Raw genomic sequence first — 17,853 nt, 5'->3', positions numbered from 1 at the left:
TCAAACTACATGAAACTAAGAACACTCGCTCTTCTCACCTTAGGTTGTTGTTTAACTCCTACAACGACCCTATATGCCCAGATTAATATTACTGGAAAAGTTGTTAACGCTGAAACCGGAGTGCCGGTAAAAGGTGCCAACATTCGTGTATCAAACAGTCTGAACGGCACAACGACCAACAATAGCGGTGACTTTTCACTAAAACTTCCCGAAGGTACACATACCTTACGCATCACACACGTGGGATACGAACAAAGCCGACACACTGCCTCCAAAAGTGAAAAAGATATCCTTATCAAATTGCAGGAAAATTACGTAAACATGAATCAGGTCGTTGTGACCGGTACAGGTACGCACCGCCGCATGGACAACTCTCCCGTCCCTATACAGGTAATCACCGCAAAAGACCTGCAACAAGCAGGCATCACGAACTTTGAAGATGCCATGACAAAATTGAATCCGAATATATCTTTTATGACCAATGGCATGGGTACGACCATGAGCATGAACGGCATGAACGAAGATTATGTCCTGATATTGGAAAACGGCAAACGCCTCGCTGGAGAAGACCGTTACACACGCATTGACATGGCTAACGTAAAACGCATTGAAATATTGAACGGAGCCGCCTCGGCACTCTACGGAAGCGATGCCATTGCCGGAGTGATCAATATCATCACCGATGATGCCCGTAACAAAGTCAACATCGCGAGCAATAGCCGCTATTCCACCAAAAACCGTTTCACTCAATCGGCCAATGCAGACTTCAATCTGGGCAAATTCGGTTCGTACACCTCTTACCAACGGCAACAGGCTGACGGTTGGCAATTAAGTCCTCTCACCATCAACAAGAAGGACGAATTGGTAGAAACCAATAAACAAGCTTCCACCGCCTTTCATTCGAACACGGTGAACCAACGTTTCACGTTCGACCCCACAGACCGTCTGTCGTTTTATGCCCGTGGCGGGTTCTACAATCATAAGACCGATCGACCCATACCCGAAGGTGACAATACGACTAAATATGATATGCGCTACGAAACATACACCTATGGTGGCGGCGCACAATACATGATCAACAAGTCATCTTACCTCAACGCGGATTACTTCTCGGACAATTACAGCAGCTATAAAGATTATTTCATGGACGACAGCAAAGCCAAGCTCAATGCCGGAGATAGTGAAATGACCAAACGCCTCCACCATCACAACCTGAACGTGAAAGGTATTTTCAGCATGGGCGATCACAACAAAATATCAGCGGGACTTGAATACATAAAAGAGAGCCTCACAAGTGAAAGCGATAACATAGACGGACGCAGCATGTACACCGCTGCTATTTATGCACAGGATGAAATCAATATCAGCAAGCATTTTCAGGCATATGTAGGTTTGCGCTATATCTACCATGAGACTTTCAAAAATTATGCCACTCCCAACATTGCCCTATTATATAAGGTGGGGGGATTTAACTTCCGCGGTTCGTATGCTTCCGGATTCCGTACACCGGATTTAAGTGCCCTCTATATTACTTCGGAAAGCAAAACCGGAAGTACGAGGAAGTATACCATCGGGAACATCAACCTGAAACCTGAAAAAAGCGACAACTATACGCTGAGTGCCGAATACGTACACAGCCGTTTCTCTATATCCGTATCGGCATTTGCCAACAACGTGCGTGATATGATCAACTACCGGGTTTTCACAGAAGAGGAACGCGATGCCTACAATCGGGGAAACGGCACGGACTATGACGAAGTGAAACAACGCGACAATATAGAAAAAGCTCGCATACGCGGTATCAGTGTTTCGCTGAACAGTTATCTGGGTGCCGGTTTCTCCCTGAATGGCGGATATAGCTTTACCGATGCCAAAGACAAATCAAAAGACATGCCTATAGACAAAAGCGTAAAACACACCGGTAATCTTGCTGCATTGTGGAATCATCGTTGGAATAATTATTATCTTACAGTCAACCTGAATTGCCGGGTACAGGGAGAGCGTTACTCACAAAATTATGGATATGCACCGAAATTCCAACTTTGGAACCTGCATACGACACATAGTTTCAACTTAGGCAATTTTATCTTGGAACCGGGTGCAGGCGTTGAAAACATTTTTAATTATAAAGACGACCGCCCTTTCAACAGTAATTATGCTACCCTGACACCGGGATGTTCGCCCTATGTAAGTCTGGCAATACGATTTAAACAGTAATCGTACTCTCATAAATCATATCAGCTAATTATAGGACAGTTGCACTTTAGTAAAGTAACGGTTGCATAAACTTAAAAAATACGTATCTTCGCCAAATGTAAATATAGATAAGAAAGGCAAATATGCAAAAGATAAAGACTGACGGGAATGGATCACATTCAAAAATAATCATTGCCGGACTGGGGCCGGGAAGTTTGACGGACATCACTCCTGCGGCACTCGATGCCCTTTCGGCCGCGGATGTAGTCGTGGGCTATAAATACTATTTCCAATTTATCCGTGACATAATAAGACCGGATACAAAATGCATCGATACCGGTATGAAGCGCGAACGCCAACGGGCAGAGCAGGCTTTCGAACTGGCAGAGCAAGGGAATACGGTATGCGTCATCAGCTCCGGTGATGCAGGAATCTACGGCATGGCACCCCTTATTTATGAGATGAAGAAAGAAAGGAACAGTGACATAGAAATCATCACCCTTCCCGGTATCAGTGCCTTCCAAAAGGCGGCATCCCTGTTGGGTGCCCCGATGGGACACGATTTTTGCGTGATTTCCCTTTCGGATCTGATGACTCCCTGGGAACGTATCGAACGCCGCATCATTGCCGCCACACAAGCTGATTTTGTAACGGCCGTTTACAATCCGAAAAGCGAAGGTCGCTATTGGCAGCTCTACCGGCTTAAAGAACTTTTCTTACGCGAAGGGCGTTCACCGGAAACACCGGTAGGATACATCCGCCAGGCAGGACGGGAAGAAGAAAGTATCTTCCTCACCACACTCACCGAATTCGATCCCGAAAAGGTCGACATGTTCACCATCGTCATTATTGGAAATTCACAGACTTACCGGTTCAACGAACATATGATTACCCCGAGAGGCTACTATCGCGAAGCAAAAACAGAAAATACGGGGATCGGACAAGACATCATGATACGAAGCTTCCGCACCATCGAACGGGAACTGAAAAACAGGGCTATCCCCTTAGATCATAAATGGGCTTTGCTACATGCCATCCATACAACTGCCGATTTCGATATGGAGCAACTCCTTTACACTGATCCGGAAGCTGTATCCACCCTTTACAACGCCTTTGCAGAGGGTCGGATAAAAACCATCATAACGGATGTCACTATGGCAGCATCCGGCATCCGTAAAGGAGCTTTGCAACGGCTGGGCACAGAAGTTAAATGTTATTTGCCCGATGAACGGGTAGCTGTACTGGCAAAGGAGAAAAATATCACCCGTACTCAAGCCGGCATCCGCCTGGCTGTGGAAGAACACCCGGATGCACTTTTTGTATTCGGCAATGCTCCAACGGCATTGATGGAACTTTGTGAACTGGTTCGTAAAGAGAAAGCTCACCCTGCCGGAATCATTGCAGCACCGGTAGGATTCGTACACGTGCAGGAGTCCAAACACATGACAAAACCATTCGTACATATTCCCAAACTGATTGTGGAAGGACGAAAAGGAGGCAGTAATCTGGCAGCTACGCTGGTAAACTCGATACTCTGTTACGATGATGCAGAACAACTGAAGCCTGGGAGGGACGTATAAATGAACCGGACACGTTTTATTATCATTGGACTGGATGACAACCGGCAGCAATTTTTCCCTCCGGAAGTAGAACGGATTATCAAAGGGAGCAGTGTGTTTTCCGGAGGTTTACGACACCGGGAAATAGTTGCCAACCTCCTTCCGAAGGACGCACAGTGGATTGACATTACGGTTCCTTTGGACAATGTATTTGCCCGTTACGAACCTCATGAACAAATAGTAGTCTTCGCCTCCGGTGATCCTTTATTCTTCGGCTTTGCCAATACCATCCGAAAACGGCTACCGGAAGCCATTTTAAAAATATATCCCGCTTTTAACTCTTTGCAGACGCTTGCTCATCGCTTGCTGATGCCTTACGATGACATGCGCATCGTCTCCCTGACGGGAAGGCCGTGGCAAGAACTGGACAGGGCATTGATAGAACGTGCCGTTAAAATCGGAGTCCTTACCGACCGGGAACATACACCGGCAACGATTGCGCAACGAATGCTGGAATATGGTTATACAAATTACAGAATGTGCATTGGCGAACATCTCGGTAATCGTGACAAAGAGCGTATCCGGCAACTCTCTCCGCAGGAGGCAACCAGCACCCGGTTCGAGCATCCCAACAACTTGATTCTTCATTGTGACGGTTGGAAAAAGGCTTCAAACCTATCGACAGACCCTCTGAACCTACATTGTGAAAGCAGTACTTTACCCAAATTCCGTCCGTTCGGTATTCCCGATGAATGCTTCGAACATCTTGACGGCCGTGAAAAGATGATAACCAAAGCTGCCATTCGTCTGCTCACCTTGCGTGAACTAGAACTTTCACGCCATCATTCATTGTGGGACATAGGTTTCTGTACCGGTTCCATATCCATCGAAGCCCGGTTGCAATTTCCACATCTCTCCGTTACCGCCTTCGAAATCCGCCCCGAAGGAGAAATGCTGATGAATATTAATTCCAGACGTTTCGGTGTCCCGGGAATAACGGTTCATATCGGAGACTTTATGGATGCCGGACTGGATGCATATCCCCGACCTGATGCCGTATTTATCGGTGGGCACGGAGGACGATTGAAAGAAATGATAAAACGTATATACGAGGTACTGCTCCCTAACGGTACGCTGGTATTCAATTCCGTTACAGAGGAAAGTCGCAAGCTTTTCATGGAAAGTACACAGGTAACGGGGTTCAGTCCCTGCACTGCCATAAGCATTTCACTCAACGAATACAATCCGATTCACATATTAAAGGTAACCAAGCCATGAAAATTGCTATCATACTTATTTCAGAAACAAGTCTGGCTATGGCGCAGACGCTTCAAAAAGAACTTCCCCTTTCGGCAATATTCTCCGCTTCCCAAGTTATTTCGGAGCAGGGATGCCGTTACATCGATTCCATACAAATGTTCGTATCCGAAGCTTTCACCAATTACGATGCATTTATCTTTATCGGTGCAATGGGCATTTGCGTCCGGTCAATCGCTCCCTGTGTTAAAGACAAGCATACCGATCCGGCAGTAATATGCGTAGACAGCACAGGGCGCTATGCGATTTCAGTTTTATCGGGGCACATCGGAGGAGCAAACGAACTGACTAAGCAAGTTGCGGATATATTGGGAGCAGAATCTGTTATTACCACCCAAAGCGACCGTACGGGACTTTGGGCACTCGACACATTGGACAAGCAATTCGGTTGGTATACTGCAATAAGCAAAAATACCGAAATGAACAAAGTGATCAGCCTGTTTGTCAACAAAGCCCCGACCGCACTTCTACTCGATGTACGCGATAAAGGAACCGATTTTTTAGAACGTACTTGTCCACAGCACGTAGATATCTATTATGAAATAAACGATATCCCGTCGGACAACCGCTATCAACTGCTAATCGCTGTCACTCCATATAGATATGATCACCATTTACCCGTCCTATATTTTGTACCGAAAGTCATGCATATAGGACTGGGATGTGCCCATAATGCCGATCCCGCTGGTCCTTTGGAAGGGATTAGAAATATCCTGTCCGATGCTCGCATTTTTCCTGAAAGCATCTGCACGGTATCTTCCATAGAAGAAAAACGTAATGAACTTCTTTTGAAAAGGATGGCTGAAACCTATGAAACCCTATTCTATACAGCCGCAGAATTAAAAGAGATAGAAGTCCCCCACCCTAGTGAAATCGTAATGAAGCACATGGGTACTCCCAGCGTTTGCGAAGCATCCGCATTGCTTTCGTCCGGTGGAGTGGAATTAATTATTTCCAAACAAAAAGGCCCTGACTATACCGTGGCGATAGCAATGGATATTGCAGCCAAGCGGTGCGGTCATATTGAAATTGTAGGTGCGGGGCCGGGTGATCCAGAACTGGTTTCAGTACGCGGACACCGAATGTTGGAAGAGGCCGACCTGATACTTTATGCCGGAAGTCTTGTACCCAGAGAACTGACTTTATGTGCTAAAGAGGGTGTTACGGTACGCAGTTCCGCTTCTATGACCCTTGAAGAGCAATTCGCCCTGATGAAAGAGTTTTACGATCGTGGCAAATTCATTGTCCGTCTGCATACGGGTGATCCATGCATATATGGTGCGATTCAGGAACAGATGAACTTTTTCGATCAATACAAGATGAGCTATCATATCACTCCGGGTATTTCTTCTTTCCAAGCTGCGGCTGCCGCATTGCGTTCACAGTTTACCATACCCGAGAAAGTGCAGACCATCATCCTGACCCGTGGCGAAGGCCGCACCCCGATGCCCGAGAAAGAGAAGCTCCATCTGTTAGCCCGATCCCAAAGTACGATGTGTATTTTCCTGAGTGCCGGCATTGTCGATGAAGTTCAGAAGGAGTTAATGGAACACTATCCACCTACGACTCCTGTTGCCGCCTGTTACCACCTGACCTGGAAAGACGAACACATTTACAGAGGTGAACTGAAAGACCTTGCAGCTATCGTAAATGACAATGGGCTAACACTAACGACTATGCTTGTCGTAGGGGATGCCATTGACAACCGGGAAGGGTTATCCCGCCTTTATTCACACGAATTCAAACATATATACCGTAAATGATACTTATATTCGGAGGAACCACAGAAGGACGTACAGCTGCCCGGGTGATCGATGAAGCGGGCAAACTCTTTTATTATTCAACGAAAGGGAATGAACAAGAAATAAATCTTCAACATGGTGAACGGATAACCGGTGCATTGGATACCGGACAAATGGAGGCTTTTTGCCATGAAAAAGGAATCCGGCTCATCATTGATGCCTCCCATCCTTTTGCCCAAAGACTCCATGAAACAATAATAGAGGTGTCAGGCAAATTACAAATAATCGCCATACGCTACGAACGCATCTATCCAGCCCGTCTCAAAGACGTATTCTGGTGCAAAGATTATGAAGATGCCATAACACGGTTAGAAGCTGAAAGCATCAGCAAACTCCTTGCCCTCACAGGTGTACAAAGTATCAGCAAGCTGAAATCCTACTGGACTCAACATAGCTGTTGGTTCCGGATTTTAAACCGGGAAAGCTCCCGGCAGCTTGCTATCTATCAAGGTTTTCCCCCGGATCGGCTGTGTTACTATCAACCGGAAGAAGACGAACACTCACTTTTACGACAATACCGTCCGCAAGCTATTCTTCTCAAAGAGTCCGGTGAGTCTGGTGGGTTTACCGAGAAAGTGAATGCGGCATTGGAAGAAAACATCAAAGTATTTGCCATTCAACGCGATGAGGAAATAATGAAAAATTTTGTAGAGATAGTTCTTGGTGAGTATGGGCTGCAATTCGCCATTCAGAAATATCTCCCGGAATTCTTTCCGTTACGCATCGGAATAAGTTCCGGCACATGTGCCACGGCAGCAACCCTCGCTGCAGCGAAAGCTTTGTTCGAACCTTTTGCGGAGATTAAGAAGGTCACAGTTCAATTGCCTAATAAAGAACCTATTACTGTTTATGTAAAAGAGGTCACGAAAAAGCCTATTATCGAACCAGATGGTTCTGATCAGATGTTTGAAACGACTGCTACCGTTATTAAAGATGCCGGTGATGATCCCGATGTAACTAACGGAATCGCAATCAAAGCGTCCCTCTCTTTTGTCCGTAATGAAGGCAAAGGGGCAGAACTACGTTCCTCGCCTGAAGATTTTAAATTAGTCCTACGTGGTGGTGAAGGAGTAGGTATTATCACATTGCCAGGATTGGGTATGGAGTTGGGAACACCCGCTATCAATCCCGCCCCTCGCAAAATGCTTGAAGACAACCTAAAACATTATCTGACGCAAATAGGACTGTCTGTTTTTGACGGAACCTTTGTAGTAACTATCTCCGTACCGGGTGGTGAAGAGATCGCCAAACGCACTTTTAATCCACGGATCGGAGTAGAAGGTGGAATCTCTATCATAGGCACTTCCGGAATAGTGCGGCCATTCTCGTCCGAAGCGTTTGTCAATGCCATCCGTAAAGAAATGGAAGTAGCCAAAGCAAGCGGCACTACATGCGTCGTTATCAACTCCGGTGCTAAAAGCGAACGCGCAATACGCAGCCAGTACCTTGAATTACCGGCACAAGCTTTCGTTCATTACGGCAATTTCATCGGTGAAACCCTTAAAATAGCAGCAGAAATCGATATACCGGAGATTACAATGGGAGTCATGATCGGTAAAGCCGTCAAACTGGCAGAAGGACATCTGGATACCCATAGCAAAAAAGTTGTGATGAATAAAGAGTTCCTGAAAGAAGTAGCAAACAAGGCATTTTGTTGCCAAGAGACGATTAATAAAATAGATCACATCACACTGGCACGCGAACTCTGGACTTTACTTGGTGGAGAAGAACGAAGCAGATTTTTCACTCTCCTGCTGAATTTGTGCCGTGAACACTGTACTCCTCTTTTTCCGAACAAGTTAAATATACTCCTTATTGATGAAGAGGGTAAAATCTATTAAAATAGCCAGTCCGACACCGACTGTATAACAAAGTATATCCGACCAGAGGAATCCATGACCGAGTACCAAAGCTCCCAATGTGGTTCCTCTGATCGCATTGATCCAATCCGCCTGATAAAGCTGACTGATCTCGATACAATAAGAAAATGACAAAGCAATAAACCCTTTCCGAAAAAATTCCTTTTTAGGAAATAGAACACTTATGCCCCAATATACCATCGCTGCCCATAAGGTATCTCCAGCATAATCCGCAACAAAGGCGGGTAGATAGCTACCATATCTCCTTGATCCCAATCCCAGAAGAATAGTGAAAAGAAACAGGATAAGATAATATAAACGATATTTTACAATGAGTTTCATCAGACAAAAGAATCCCCGGAATATTCTTCACAGAATTGATTCCGGGGTGTGTTTCATATTTAATATAAGATCATTTTATTTATTTAAAGGAACAGAGAAACTGAATGTAGAACCTTCTCCTTTAACGGATGTAAACCAAAGCTTACCGCCATTTTTAATCACAAAGTCCTGACACAATAGCAACCCCAATCCTGATCCTTCTTCATTATTTGTACCGAAAGTACTGAAATGAGTATCCGTATGAAGAAGTTTTTTCTGATTCTCTGCATCAATGCCACAACCGTTATCCTTCACACTTACCACAGCCATATCGCCTTCTTCCTTCACCGTCACCATTATCTCTGTATCTTCAGTACTGAATTTAATGGCATTGCTTACCAGATTGCGGATCACCGTTTTTATCATATCGATATCTCCATGTACTTCCAGATGTTCCGGTGATTCCAGATTAATCTTGATCTTTTTCAATCCGGCAACCATTGAGAATATTTCAATTACTCCTTCTGTTACTTCTACGATATCTACATCCTGATAAACAACCTTCAACTTGCCGATCTGGCTCTTTGTCCATTTCAACAAATTATCAAGCAACGAAAATACGTCTTCCGTGGTTTGGTTGGCCATCGTCAGCAACTCATACATCTCGTCACCGATCGTATCGTTCGGCAAGTTCAGAATAAGCATATTGAGAACCATCTTGATAGAGCCCATAGGGGAACGCAAATCATGCGCAATCACCGAATACAGCTTGTCACGACCAATAATTGTTCTCCTTAACTCCTCAGTCTGTGCAACAATAATGCGTTTAGCCGCAATCAATGAGATTTGATGCGTCACACGAATAATCAACTCTTCCTTATTGAACGGTTTCGAAATAAAATCATTACCTCCTACTTGGAAACCCTTCACAATATCTGCCGTACTATTCAGTGCAGTCAGAAAAATAATCGGTATTTCAGCCGTTTCCGGATTCGCTTTCAGTTGCTGGGAAACTTCGAAACCACTCATATCCGGCATCATCACATCCAGTAAAACCAGATCCGGTTTCTCCTTTTCTACCTGATCCAACGCCTGACGACCGTTGTTAGCTGTCACGATCTGAAATTTCTCATTAGTCAAAAGTACTTTCAATAACAGTACATTCGACATTACATCATCTACAATGAGTATTTTATATTCAGAAGGGTTAATTTCCATGTTCATTTTTATCTAGCTTTATCTGTTGTTACACCTTATAATCTTTGAAATAATCAATCATACGCCTGAGTCCTTCTTCCAATTCGACTGTAGGAGACCAACCCAACATTTCTTTTGCCAAAGTAATGTCCGGACGACGTTGTTTCGGATCATCATCAGGCAAAGGTTTGAAAATTATCTTTGACTTTGATTCAGTCATACTGATAACTTTTTCAGCCAATTCAAGTATGGAATACTCTTTTGGATTACCAATATTTACCGGTCCGGTAAAACTGTCATCCGTATCCATCATTCTGATCATACCTTCAATCAAATCGTCCACATATTGAAAACTTCGTGTCTGAGATCCGGAACCATAAATCGTAATATCCTCATTTTGCAATGCTTGTACCAAAAAATTAGAAACTACACGACCATCATTGGGTAACATACAGGGACCGTATGTGTTGAAAATACGAATAATCTTGATGCGAACATTGTTCTGACGATGATAATCCATGAAAAGCGTTTCAGCACATCTTTTCCCTTCATCATAGCAAGAACGGTAACCTATAGGATTGACATTACCCCAATAACTCTCGGGTTGGGGATGTACTTTAGGATCACCATATATTTCGCTTGTTGAAGCCTGCAGAATTTTAGCATCCAACCGCATAGCCAAACCTAACAGATTTATTGCGCCCATCACTGATGTCTTCACTGTCTGAATTGCGTCATGTTGATAACGTATGGGAGAAGCCGGACATGCAAGATTGTAAATCTCATCTACCTCTGCTGAATACGGCAATGTTACATCATGGCGCACAAATTCAAAACGATGATTGTTCATAAGATGCACGATATTATCTTTCGATCCTGTAAAAAGATTATCCAAACAAATAACATCGTGTCCTTCATTAATCAGCCTGGTGCAAAGATGCGAGCCAATAAATCCCGCTCCACCGCTAACTAAAATTCTTTTCATGTATTAACGTTTCATTTATGCCTCGACAAATGTAGACGATTTGCCTAAATTATGCAAATATATAAACATATTATTTTAAAGGAAAAACTGATGAGGAATTCCATATGGTAGTGAATTCAGAGCGTTTCTCCCGAATACAGGGTATTAAAAGCTCCAAGATGAAAATAGTTGCGATTTTCGAAACAACTCGATTAGCTGTTTTGTTAATCAAACAAACAGAAAGGAAATAATTTCATGATAACATACGAACTTAACACCGGATTGATTGAAGCAGTCAAAGAAAAGTTACCCGAAGGGAGTAATCTAGCAAACACATTAATGGACATCCTCTACATCGGCAAAGAAGCTATCTATCGCAGGTTGCGGGGTGAAGTTCCATTCACCCTGGGTGAAGCCGCCATCATTTCACGTAAACTGGGAGTATCTCTCGATAAAATGGTAGGTGTCAGTTTCAAAGAAAACGCCGTATTCGATATGAATGTGGTGCATCATGAAAATCCATTTGAAACTTACTACAAAATCATCAATAAATATATCGGTATGTTCAAAGCTATGGGAGAAGATCCCACATCAGAACTAGCCACTTCATCGAATATAATTCCCCAAACATTATATCTGAAACACAAGCATTTGTCCAAGTTCCGTTTGTTCAAATGGATGTATCAGAATGAAAATATCAAATGCAAGCACTTTGATGAACTGGAAATACCACAAAATTTGCTGGATATACAAAAAGAATTTGTTTATGCTTCCGAACATGTACATAGTACAAGCTATATCTGGGATAATATGATTTTTGCTCACATGGTGAACGACTTGCAATATTTTACCAGCATTCATCTTCTCTCGGAAGAAGACAAACTTAAAATCAAAGAGGAATCGCTACAATTAATTGATGAACTGGAAGACCTTGCCAATAATGGTAAGTATGCGACTGGCAATGAAGTGAACATATATATTTCAAACATTAACTTTGAAGCAACGTATAGTTACATTGAAAGCAATAGTGTACAGATGAGCATGATCCGGGTATATGCCATCAATTCCTTGACAACTCATGATACCGGTATGTGCCAAAGTTTGAAAGCTTGGATACAGTCTCTCAAGAAATTCTCCACGCTTATTTCTGAAAGCGGTGAGATGCAGCGTATCCAGTTTTTCAAACAACAACGAGAAATAATAAATTCACTATAAACTTCATTTACCAACTAATTTTAAAATAATCGACCTTGTCGTTTTCAGAAAACGAAACTCAGTAAGCAATTTTTTACTCTATGTTTCGTTCTCTGCAAATCATTTCATTTATAAAGACCTAATCAGAAATAGCGTCTTCTTCCGATATACATTATAGTTCACCATTGTCCGGCATGAAAGCTTTATATTTGCAAGCAGGCCAAAGAACGCCTCAATAAATGAAGTATTTATAATACATTAAACAAAGGTGAACTTATGAAGAATAATATTGTAACCGAACTCATCATAGAGATGAAAGAACGTATCCCACCGGGAGAGACTCTAGCCAATTTCCTAACCGATGCATTATGTATAGGGAAAGAAGCCGTTTATCGACGATTAAGAGCAGAAGTAGCTTTTACTTTCGATGAAATAGCTACGATCTCCCAAAAACTAGGTATATCCATCGACCAAATCATCGGTAATCATTTACAAAACCGAGCTACTTTCGATTTGAATCTGCAACATTCGCCTGAACCGGTAGATTGTTATTATGAAATACTGGAACGTTATCTCAAGATTTTCAACTTTGTAAAAAACGACAGCAGTACTGTTATTTATACGGCAGCCAACATTGTGCCTTTCACACTTTATTCGACCTATGAATATTTGTCTAAATTCCGACTTTGCCGCTGGATTTACCAGAATGGAAAGATAAGACCGCCTCATACATTATCAGGGATGTATGTACCGGAAAAAGTGATATCGGTACACAAACAATTAAGTGACACAGTGAAACAATGCCGAAAGACTTGTTTTATCTGGGATAGCAATATTTTTCATGCTTTCATTCGGGAGATAAAGTATTTTTCCGGATTAAATCTTATATCCGGTGAAGACATAATGCAACTGAAAAGTGAACTCCTGCAATTGTTACACGAACTGGAACAATGGTCTGTAAAAGGGGAATTCAGTAATGGCAATAAAATTGCCTTCTATCTATCTAACATCAATTTTGAAGCAACTTACAGTTATATTGAGAAGAGTGATTTCCAAATATGCCTATTCAGAGTATATTCCATAAACTCGATGGATTCGCAAAATCCACAGATATGTAATCTGCAAAAGAATTGGATACAATCGTTAAAAAGGCATTCGACATTGATTTCCGAAAGTGGGGAAGCACAACGCATCAATTTCCTTGAACAACAACGGAAAATTATTGAAAGCATTGCATAAAGTTATTTGTGACTTTATGATAAAGACCACACGCACTTTGAACTGCACCCCAAAAGTTGGACACAAAACTTAGGAGTGCAGTTCAATTATGTAACAAGGGTGATTTCGATAAAAGAGGAGTTTCGACACATCTCCTAGTCCTTCTCAAATCCTATATCCAGTTCAAATATCTTCCACATTCTGTTCTCTGATTAACCAACCGTTGATCTGCATATCGACACTGATATAATTCCCTTCGCTATCCATTCCTTTAAAAAAGAGAACGATCCCATACTTATCTGAACGATCCAAATATTCCTGCAAAGAAAGGCCGGAATATTGTTCCAAGCGTAAGGCATTGAGATATTTATTCAAAGGAATATCCAAAATGCTTTTTCCCGTGGATTTATGAGTAATGACTAGACGGTTATCCTTTACTGTCATCAACCGCAATGTGTTTAGTTCCGCAATGGCACCCGTCTCATCATCGTTTTCAGTATGGTAAACGGTATATTCTACCTTTTCAGTTTCTTCATCATTCTGCAATTCATTGCCATGATTATAACGACCATTAGGAGAAATAATACGAAAATCATAATCATTCACATCGATAGAAGCATCGTCTAACATTTGCATGACAATGCGGAATGTATTGGTATTCTTCATCAAGGAGACGGTGGTTATATCGTTGTTATACAAGGGCTTTATCTCTGTATGCTTCCCATGCCACAGTGGATGCAATTCACGATCGACTGTCCCTTCTCCATTACGGGTTTTCAAGTTGTTCACCCTGACTTCCATATCTTGAAGTGTGGATACGCCAGGAGTTAACAGTTCTTTATCATACGACTGATCATAAAGACCTGACCAAGCTACTACAATAAATTTCTTTCCTCTGAATGATTCGGGAAGAGGCATCAGATAATCCGGTGCAAAAGCACCGGATTCTTCTTTAAGTTCCGTAACATATACACCATTTTCATCGAATACATACAAATTCATCTTTGTTGCCTGTTTATGAAACAAGTCTATGTATTCCAGGTTATAGTCGTATACAAAGCGAACGTAAGAATTGCAATCCTCATCTATACCGTCTCTGACACAGGAAGCACATAGCAGAAGGCAGAAGCATGCAACCTGTATGTATCCGATAAATCTGTTCATAATAATTCGGAATTAATTATATAAATCTTCTACATCCTGCGTACGAACTGACCAAGGCAAAACATTCACGTCTGCCGAGATATATGCCGGATCATCATTCGGTTCTACAGGTTTTTCAATTACAGGCTCACCGGGTCCAAGGATACTTCTCACCGTAATATTATAAACATTATTACGTACTACTCCATACCGCCCGAACCCCATGGGCTCACTTACCTGACCATCATCAAAGTGGCGTATCTGTATCGTATAATAAGATACCCCATTGTGATAGTACCGAATGCCGTTCTCTGAAAAAGACGCTTGTGGGTTTGTCAGTCTGGACGGATCTGGAAAACCAATAATTACAGCATGCAGCCTTTGCAAAACAGGTTCGGAAAGTTCGCCCGGATCACCCGGCAGATTGTTTACCAGATTTGCCATCTGCTGTACACTAAACACCAATCCTTCAAAAGTGAAAAAGCTTATACCCGTTGCTCCACTACGAGTATTCGCGGGAAGATTTATGCCACTAGGTCTGTAGATTCCACGTAAGATAACACGTGTCGTTACATTTTTATACTGTTCATCAGCGGCCATTGTATTCTCTGCGACATAATCATATTCTCCGAACTGTTTCGGTAAATCCATCAATGGATCAGAAACATCCAAATATTCAAAATAATTACCAAGAGTAACTTCATCATAATGGTGCAGACCTTCAAAGTTAGGATCCATCGCATAACGTTCACGACGGCTGACTCCCGGTCCTTCCATCATTCCGGATGCTGTATAAGTCATCTGACGCATCCAATACATATACCTGTTGGTAATATCCAGTCCCCATGACAGATCCGAAATTGCATCTCCATCCGGAGTTACCACAATACCCGATTCAGGCTCCTTAACCACAACTTTAGCCACAGCACGTTCCACATGTACCATAAACGGAGAAACTTCAGCGTCATTTTTTGTAGGTTTCAATTCGTCTTTCGGAACATCTATCAGTCCCTGATCATTCGTCATATAGAAATTATTATCTGCAGCAATGCCATTAGGAGTAGTTAAGTCTGCTTTCATGACATTCGCTTCCCGATACAATTCCTCCAAACGTCTCCCTTTTTCCGTAACATCCAACAACTGTGGAGGAGCATTTACCAAAATCAGTAATTTATAATCCTGACGAACGACCTCTTGTCCGATAGTAATGAAACGATCGGGAGAACCGCTGTTTGGTACCACATGAGATCCCTCAAAGCTCCCACCATTTCCTCTTCTCGCATCCAGATCCCAGGAGTATCGTACTGTTGCTGCCTTGTTTTCATATAACACCATGCGAACCCGTTCAACCACTTGCTCTTCTTCTCTCCCCGGATCCGTAGGATCGACTGCAATCATTCTGGTACCGGCCAGTGAACCTGCCCCTACGTAAAATGACAGGAAAGCTGTTTCCGTAGGTTCTTCCGTTACTCCAGGTTCACCACCGGGATCATAATTTTCCTCATTGCTACATGATAACATCATTGTCATTCCTGCAAATACTGCAAATCCCAACAACATTTTTTTCCATTCTACTCTCATAATCGTAATTGTTTAATTAATAAATGAATACATCATCACTCTTGGGTTTCCAGCCACTTAGTTAGCTGGCCCGCGTTATACACAGCGGTTTTTACCCCTGCCTCAGCAGCTTTTTCAAAATATTCTTTTCCTTTCTGATAATCTTTATTCATAACATATGCCACTCCGAGGTTATTCCAAGCTTCCGGCACATCCAATTTCATTAACCGTTCGATGGCTACATTTACTGCTCCGTTCTCCAACTCGAGAGAAGCCGTATTAAGTTGTGCTATCGGATTATCTGGATAAACACGTGCAGCAACATCGAACACTTCTTTAAACTCTTTGCTATTTTTCGGATAGGTTTCTGCTACCAAAAACATTTCATTTAGACTGAGATACTGCGGCTTAGTTTTAATCAGAGTCCTTGCTTCTTCCACATTGAACGGACGGGCTACATAAGAGATACTATAGTCATTCCTACGAAGCGAAGGGTAATATTCCCGAAGCAAGAATTTATAGGTAATACCTCCATTCAATGTTTTTAGCTTCTGCTTACGAAGAATGACTTCCGGAGTATTATCAAGAATGTCTAAAACTGCTTGTCTTTCAGGAATAGATGATTCAGCCACCACCTTACTAAGACCGTTCCAATCTTCCCCTTTCCATTCCACCGTCAAGAGTGATTCATTCACGTTCAATTTGTCTTTCAGATAATCGACAAAAGCAAAAGCGCGATTTTTAGACAAAGCCATATTGCTATTGAAGTTACCTTCAGGAGACGCATACCCTACCACTGTAAACTCAGTGACAGTCAGGTTAGGGTCATGTTGTATCTCATTTACAATCCTATCTATTTCAGTCAATACATTGATATTGTTCTTATAATTACGAAGCAATACATACTTATCCACCTCAAAATTGAGAAAAGCCGAATGCGTCTCTGTACGCTGTTTTAACGGTTCCACCGGAGGAACCACGTAACTAAGTTCGTATTTAGGAATAAACAGCTCATTCAAAATAGAGGCCATTACAGTATATTCGTCTTGTCCACTGTCACAGTCAATGCAACCAGTCACTTTCTCCTTAATTACAAGCCTGGCTTCATGCATCCATTTCTGATAAGGAACTCGCAAATATAAATCAATCGTTTGCAACTTATCGTTACAGCGCCTCTCTGTATACATAGGCTCAGCGGATAACGTAGCGGTACCGAAAGCCTGTGAACGATTCAATATCTTGAAACGCTTTTTTCCAGCAATAATAATGGGAGCAAATTGATGAGACTCGACCCCATCATTTGAAACAATCACAGGGGTAAGTGTTGCCATTTGTTGTGCAGACAATTTCATGTTACTCAAATCCATGACAGCTTCTATATTCAGAATACCCCCTTTCCTAACCACCCGTTGAGAGCTGAAAATGATATTTCCTTCATAAGTATTTTGCGCCTGCAATCCTAGATTGCTCAGCAGGAAACCAAATATCAATATTATGCTTTTCTTCATAATCATACCTTAATT

Annotated in this window: 13 protein-coding genes; 7 read left to right on the top strand and 6 right to left on the bottom strand. The window is 42.4% G+C overall.

Annotated elements, in window-relative coordinates; all coding sequences use genetic code 11:
- Positions 1 to 9: 9 nt before the first annotated feature.
- The 5 genes from H8744_RS14135 to cbiD all read left to right on the top strand — a co-directional run bounded on the left by H8744_RS14135 (position 10) and on the right by cbiD (position 8,715).
- A complete protein-coding gene (locus H8744_RS14135; protein WP_262435446.1) occupies positions 10 to 2,217 on the top strand; it encodes a TonB-dependent receptor in 2,208 nt (735 codons plus the stop codon).
- Positions 2,218 to 2,339: 122 nt separating this feature from the next.
- Positions 2,340 to 3,776: a precorrin-3B C(17)-methyltransferase gene (gene cobJ / locus H8744_RS14130; protein WP_262435445.1), complete on the top strand. Its 1,437-nt coding sequence runs from the start codon at positions 2,340 to 2,342 to the stop codon at positions 3,774 to 3,776.
- The gene (gene cbiE / locus H8744_RS14125; protein ID WP_262435444.1) at positions 3,777 to 5,033 is read left to right on the top strand and encodes a precorrin-6y C5,15-methyltransferase (decarboxylating) subunit CbiE; all 1,257 of its coding nucleotides are present in this window, start codon (positions 3,777 to 3,779) and stop codon (positions 5,031 to 5,033) included.
- Positions 5,030 to 6,835: a precorrin-4 C(11)-methyltransferase gene (gene cobM, locus H8744_RS14120; protein WP_262435443.1), complete on the top strand. Its 1,806-nt coding sequence runs from the start codon at positions 5,030 to 5,032 to the stop codon at positions 6,833 to 6,835. Before cbiE ends, cobM begins: the two co-directional genes overlap by 4 nt.
- Positions 6,832 to 8,715 carry a cobalt-precorrin-5B (C(1))-methyltransferase CbiD gene (cbiD, locus tag H8744_RS14115; RefSeq protein ID WP_262435442.1) on the top strand — a complete coding sequence of 628 codons (1,884 nt, stop codon included), beginning with the start codon at positions 6,832 to 6,834 and terminating at the stop codon, positions 8,713 to 8,715. Before cobM ends, cbiD begins: the two co-directional genes overlap by 4 nt.
- Here cbiD and H8744_RS14110 read toward each other — a convergent pair.
- From H8744_RS14110 to H8744_RS14100, 3 genes are all read right to left on the bottom strand, one after another.
- Positions 8,674 to 9,075, bottom strand: coding sequence for a ribosomal maturation YjgA family protein (locus H8744_RS14110; RefSeq protein WP_262435441.1), 402 nt, complete (start codon positions 9,073 to 9,075; stop codon positions 8,674 to 8,676). The genes cbiD and H8744_RS14110 overlap by 42 nt on opposite strands.
- 75 nt (positions 9,076 to 9,150) lie before the next feature.
- Positions 9,151 to 10,278 carry an ATP-binding response regulator gene (locus H8744_RS14105; protein ID WP_262435440.1) on the bottom strand — a complete coding sequence of 376 codons (1,128 nt, stop codon included), beginning with the start codon at positions 10,276 to 10,278 and terminating at the stop codon, positions 9,151 to 9,153.
- Between the two features lie 22 nt (positions 10,279 to 10,300).
- Positions 10,301 to 11,236, bottom strand: a complete 936-nt coding sequence (locus tag H8744_RS14100; protein ID WP_262435439.1) for a UDP-glucuronic acid decarboxylase family protein — start codon at positions 11,234 to 11,236, stop codon at positions 10,301 to 10,303.
- 234 nt (positions 11,237 to 11,470) lie between these two features.
- On the opposite strand from H8744_RS14100, the gene H8744_RS14095 reads away from it, so the two are divergent.
- The gene (locus H8744_RS14095) at positions 11,471 to 12,430 is read left to right on the top strand and encodes a hypothetical protein (RefSeq protein WP_262435438.1); all 960 of its coding nucleotides are present in this window, start codon (positions 11,471 to 11,473) and stop codon (positions 12,428 to 12,430) included.
- Positions 12,431 to 12,685: 255 nt separating this feature from the next.
- Positions 12,686 to 13,648: a hypothetical protein gene (locus H8744_RS14090; RefSeq protein ID WP_262435437.1), complete on the top strand. Its 963-nt coding sequence runs from the start codon at positions 12,686 to 12,688 to the stop codon at positions 13,646 to 13,648.
- A 162-nt stretch (positions 13,649 to 13,810) separates the two neighbouring features.
- Here H8744_RS14090 and H8744_RS14085 read toward each other — a convergent pair whose 3' ends face one another.
- The 3 genes from H8744_RS14085 to H8744_RS14075 are packed head-to-tail and all read right to left on the bottom strand — an operon-like array spanning position 13,811 to position 17,838.
- Positions 13,811 to 14,791: a FimB/Mfa2 family fimbrial subunit gene (locus tag H8744_RS14085; RefSeq protein ID WP_262435436.1), complete on the bottom strand. Its 981-nt coding sequence runs from the start codon at positions 14,789 to 14,791 to the stop codon at positions 13,811 to 13,813.
- A gap of 12 nt (positions 14,792 to 14,803) precedes the next feature.
- Entirely contained in the window at positions 14,804 to 16,351 is a 1,548-nt protein-coding gene (locus H8744_RS14080) for an Mfa1 family fimbria major subunit (protein WP_262435435.1), read from the bottom strand.
- Between the two features lie 35 nt (positions 16,352 to 16,386).
- A complete protein-coding gene (locus H8744_RS14075) occupies positions 16,387 to 17,838 on the bottom strand; it encodes a DUF3868 domain-containing protein (RefSeq protein WP_262435434.1) in 1,452 nt (483 codons plus the stop codon).
- Between the last annotated feature and the right edge of the window lie 15 nt (positions 17,839 to 17,853).

Source organism: Jilunia laotingensis, assembly GCF_014385165.1.
In the GTDB taxonomy this organism is placed as follows: Bacteria; Bacteroidota; Bacteroidia; order Bacteroidales; family Bacteroidaceae; genus Bacteroides; species Bacteroides laotingensis.
Note: the sequence above shows the minus strand (reverse complement) of the source record. Positions and strands in the feature narration are given on the sequence as shown.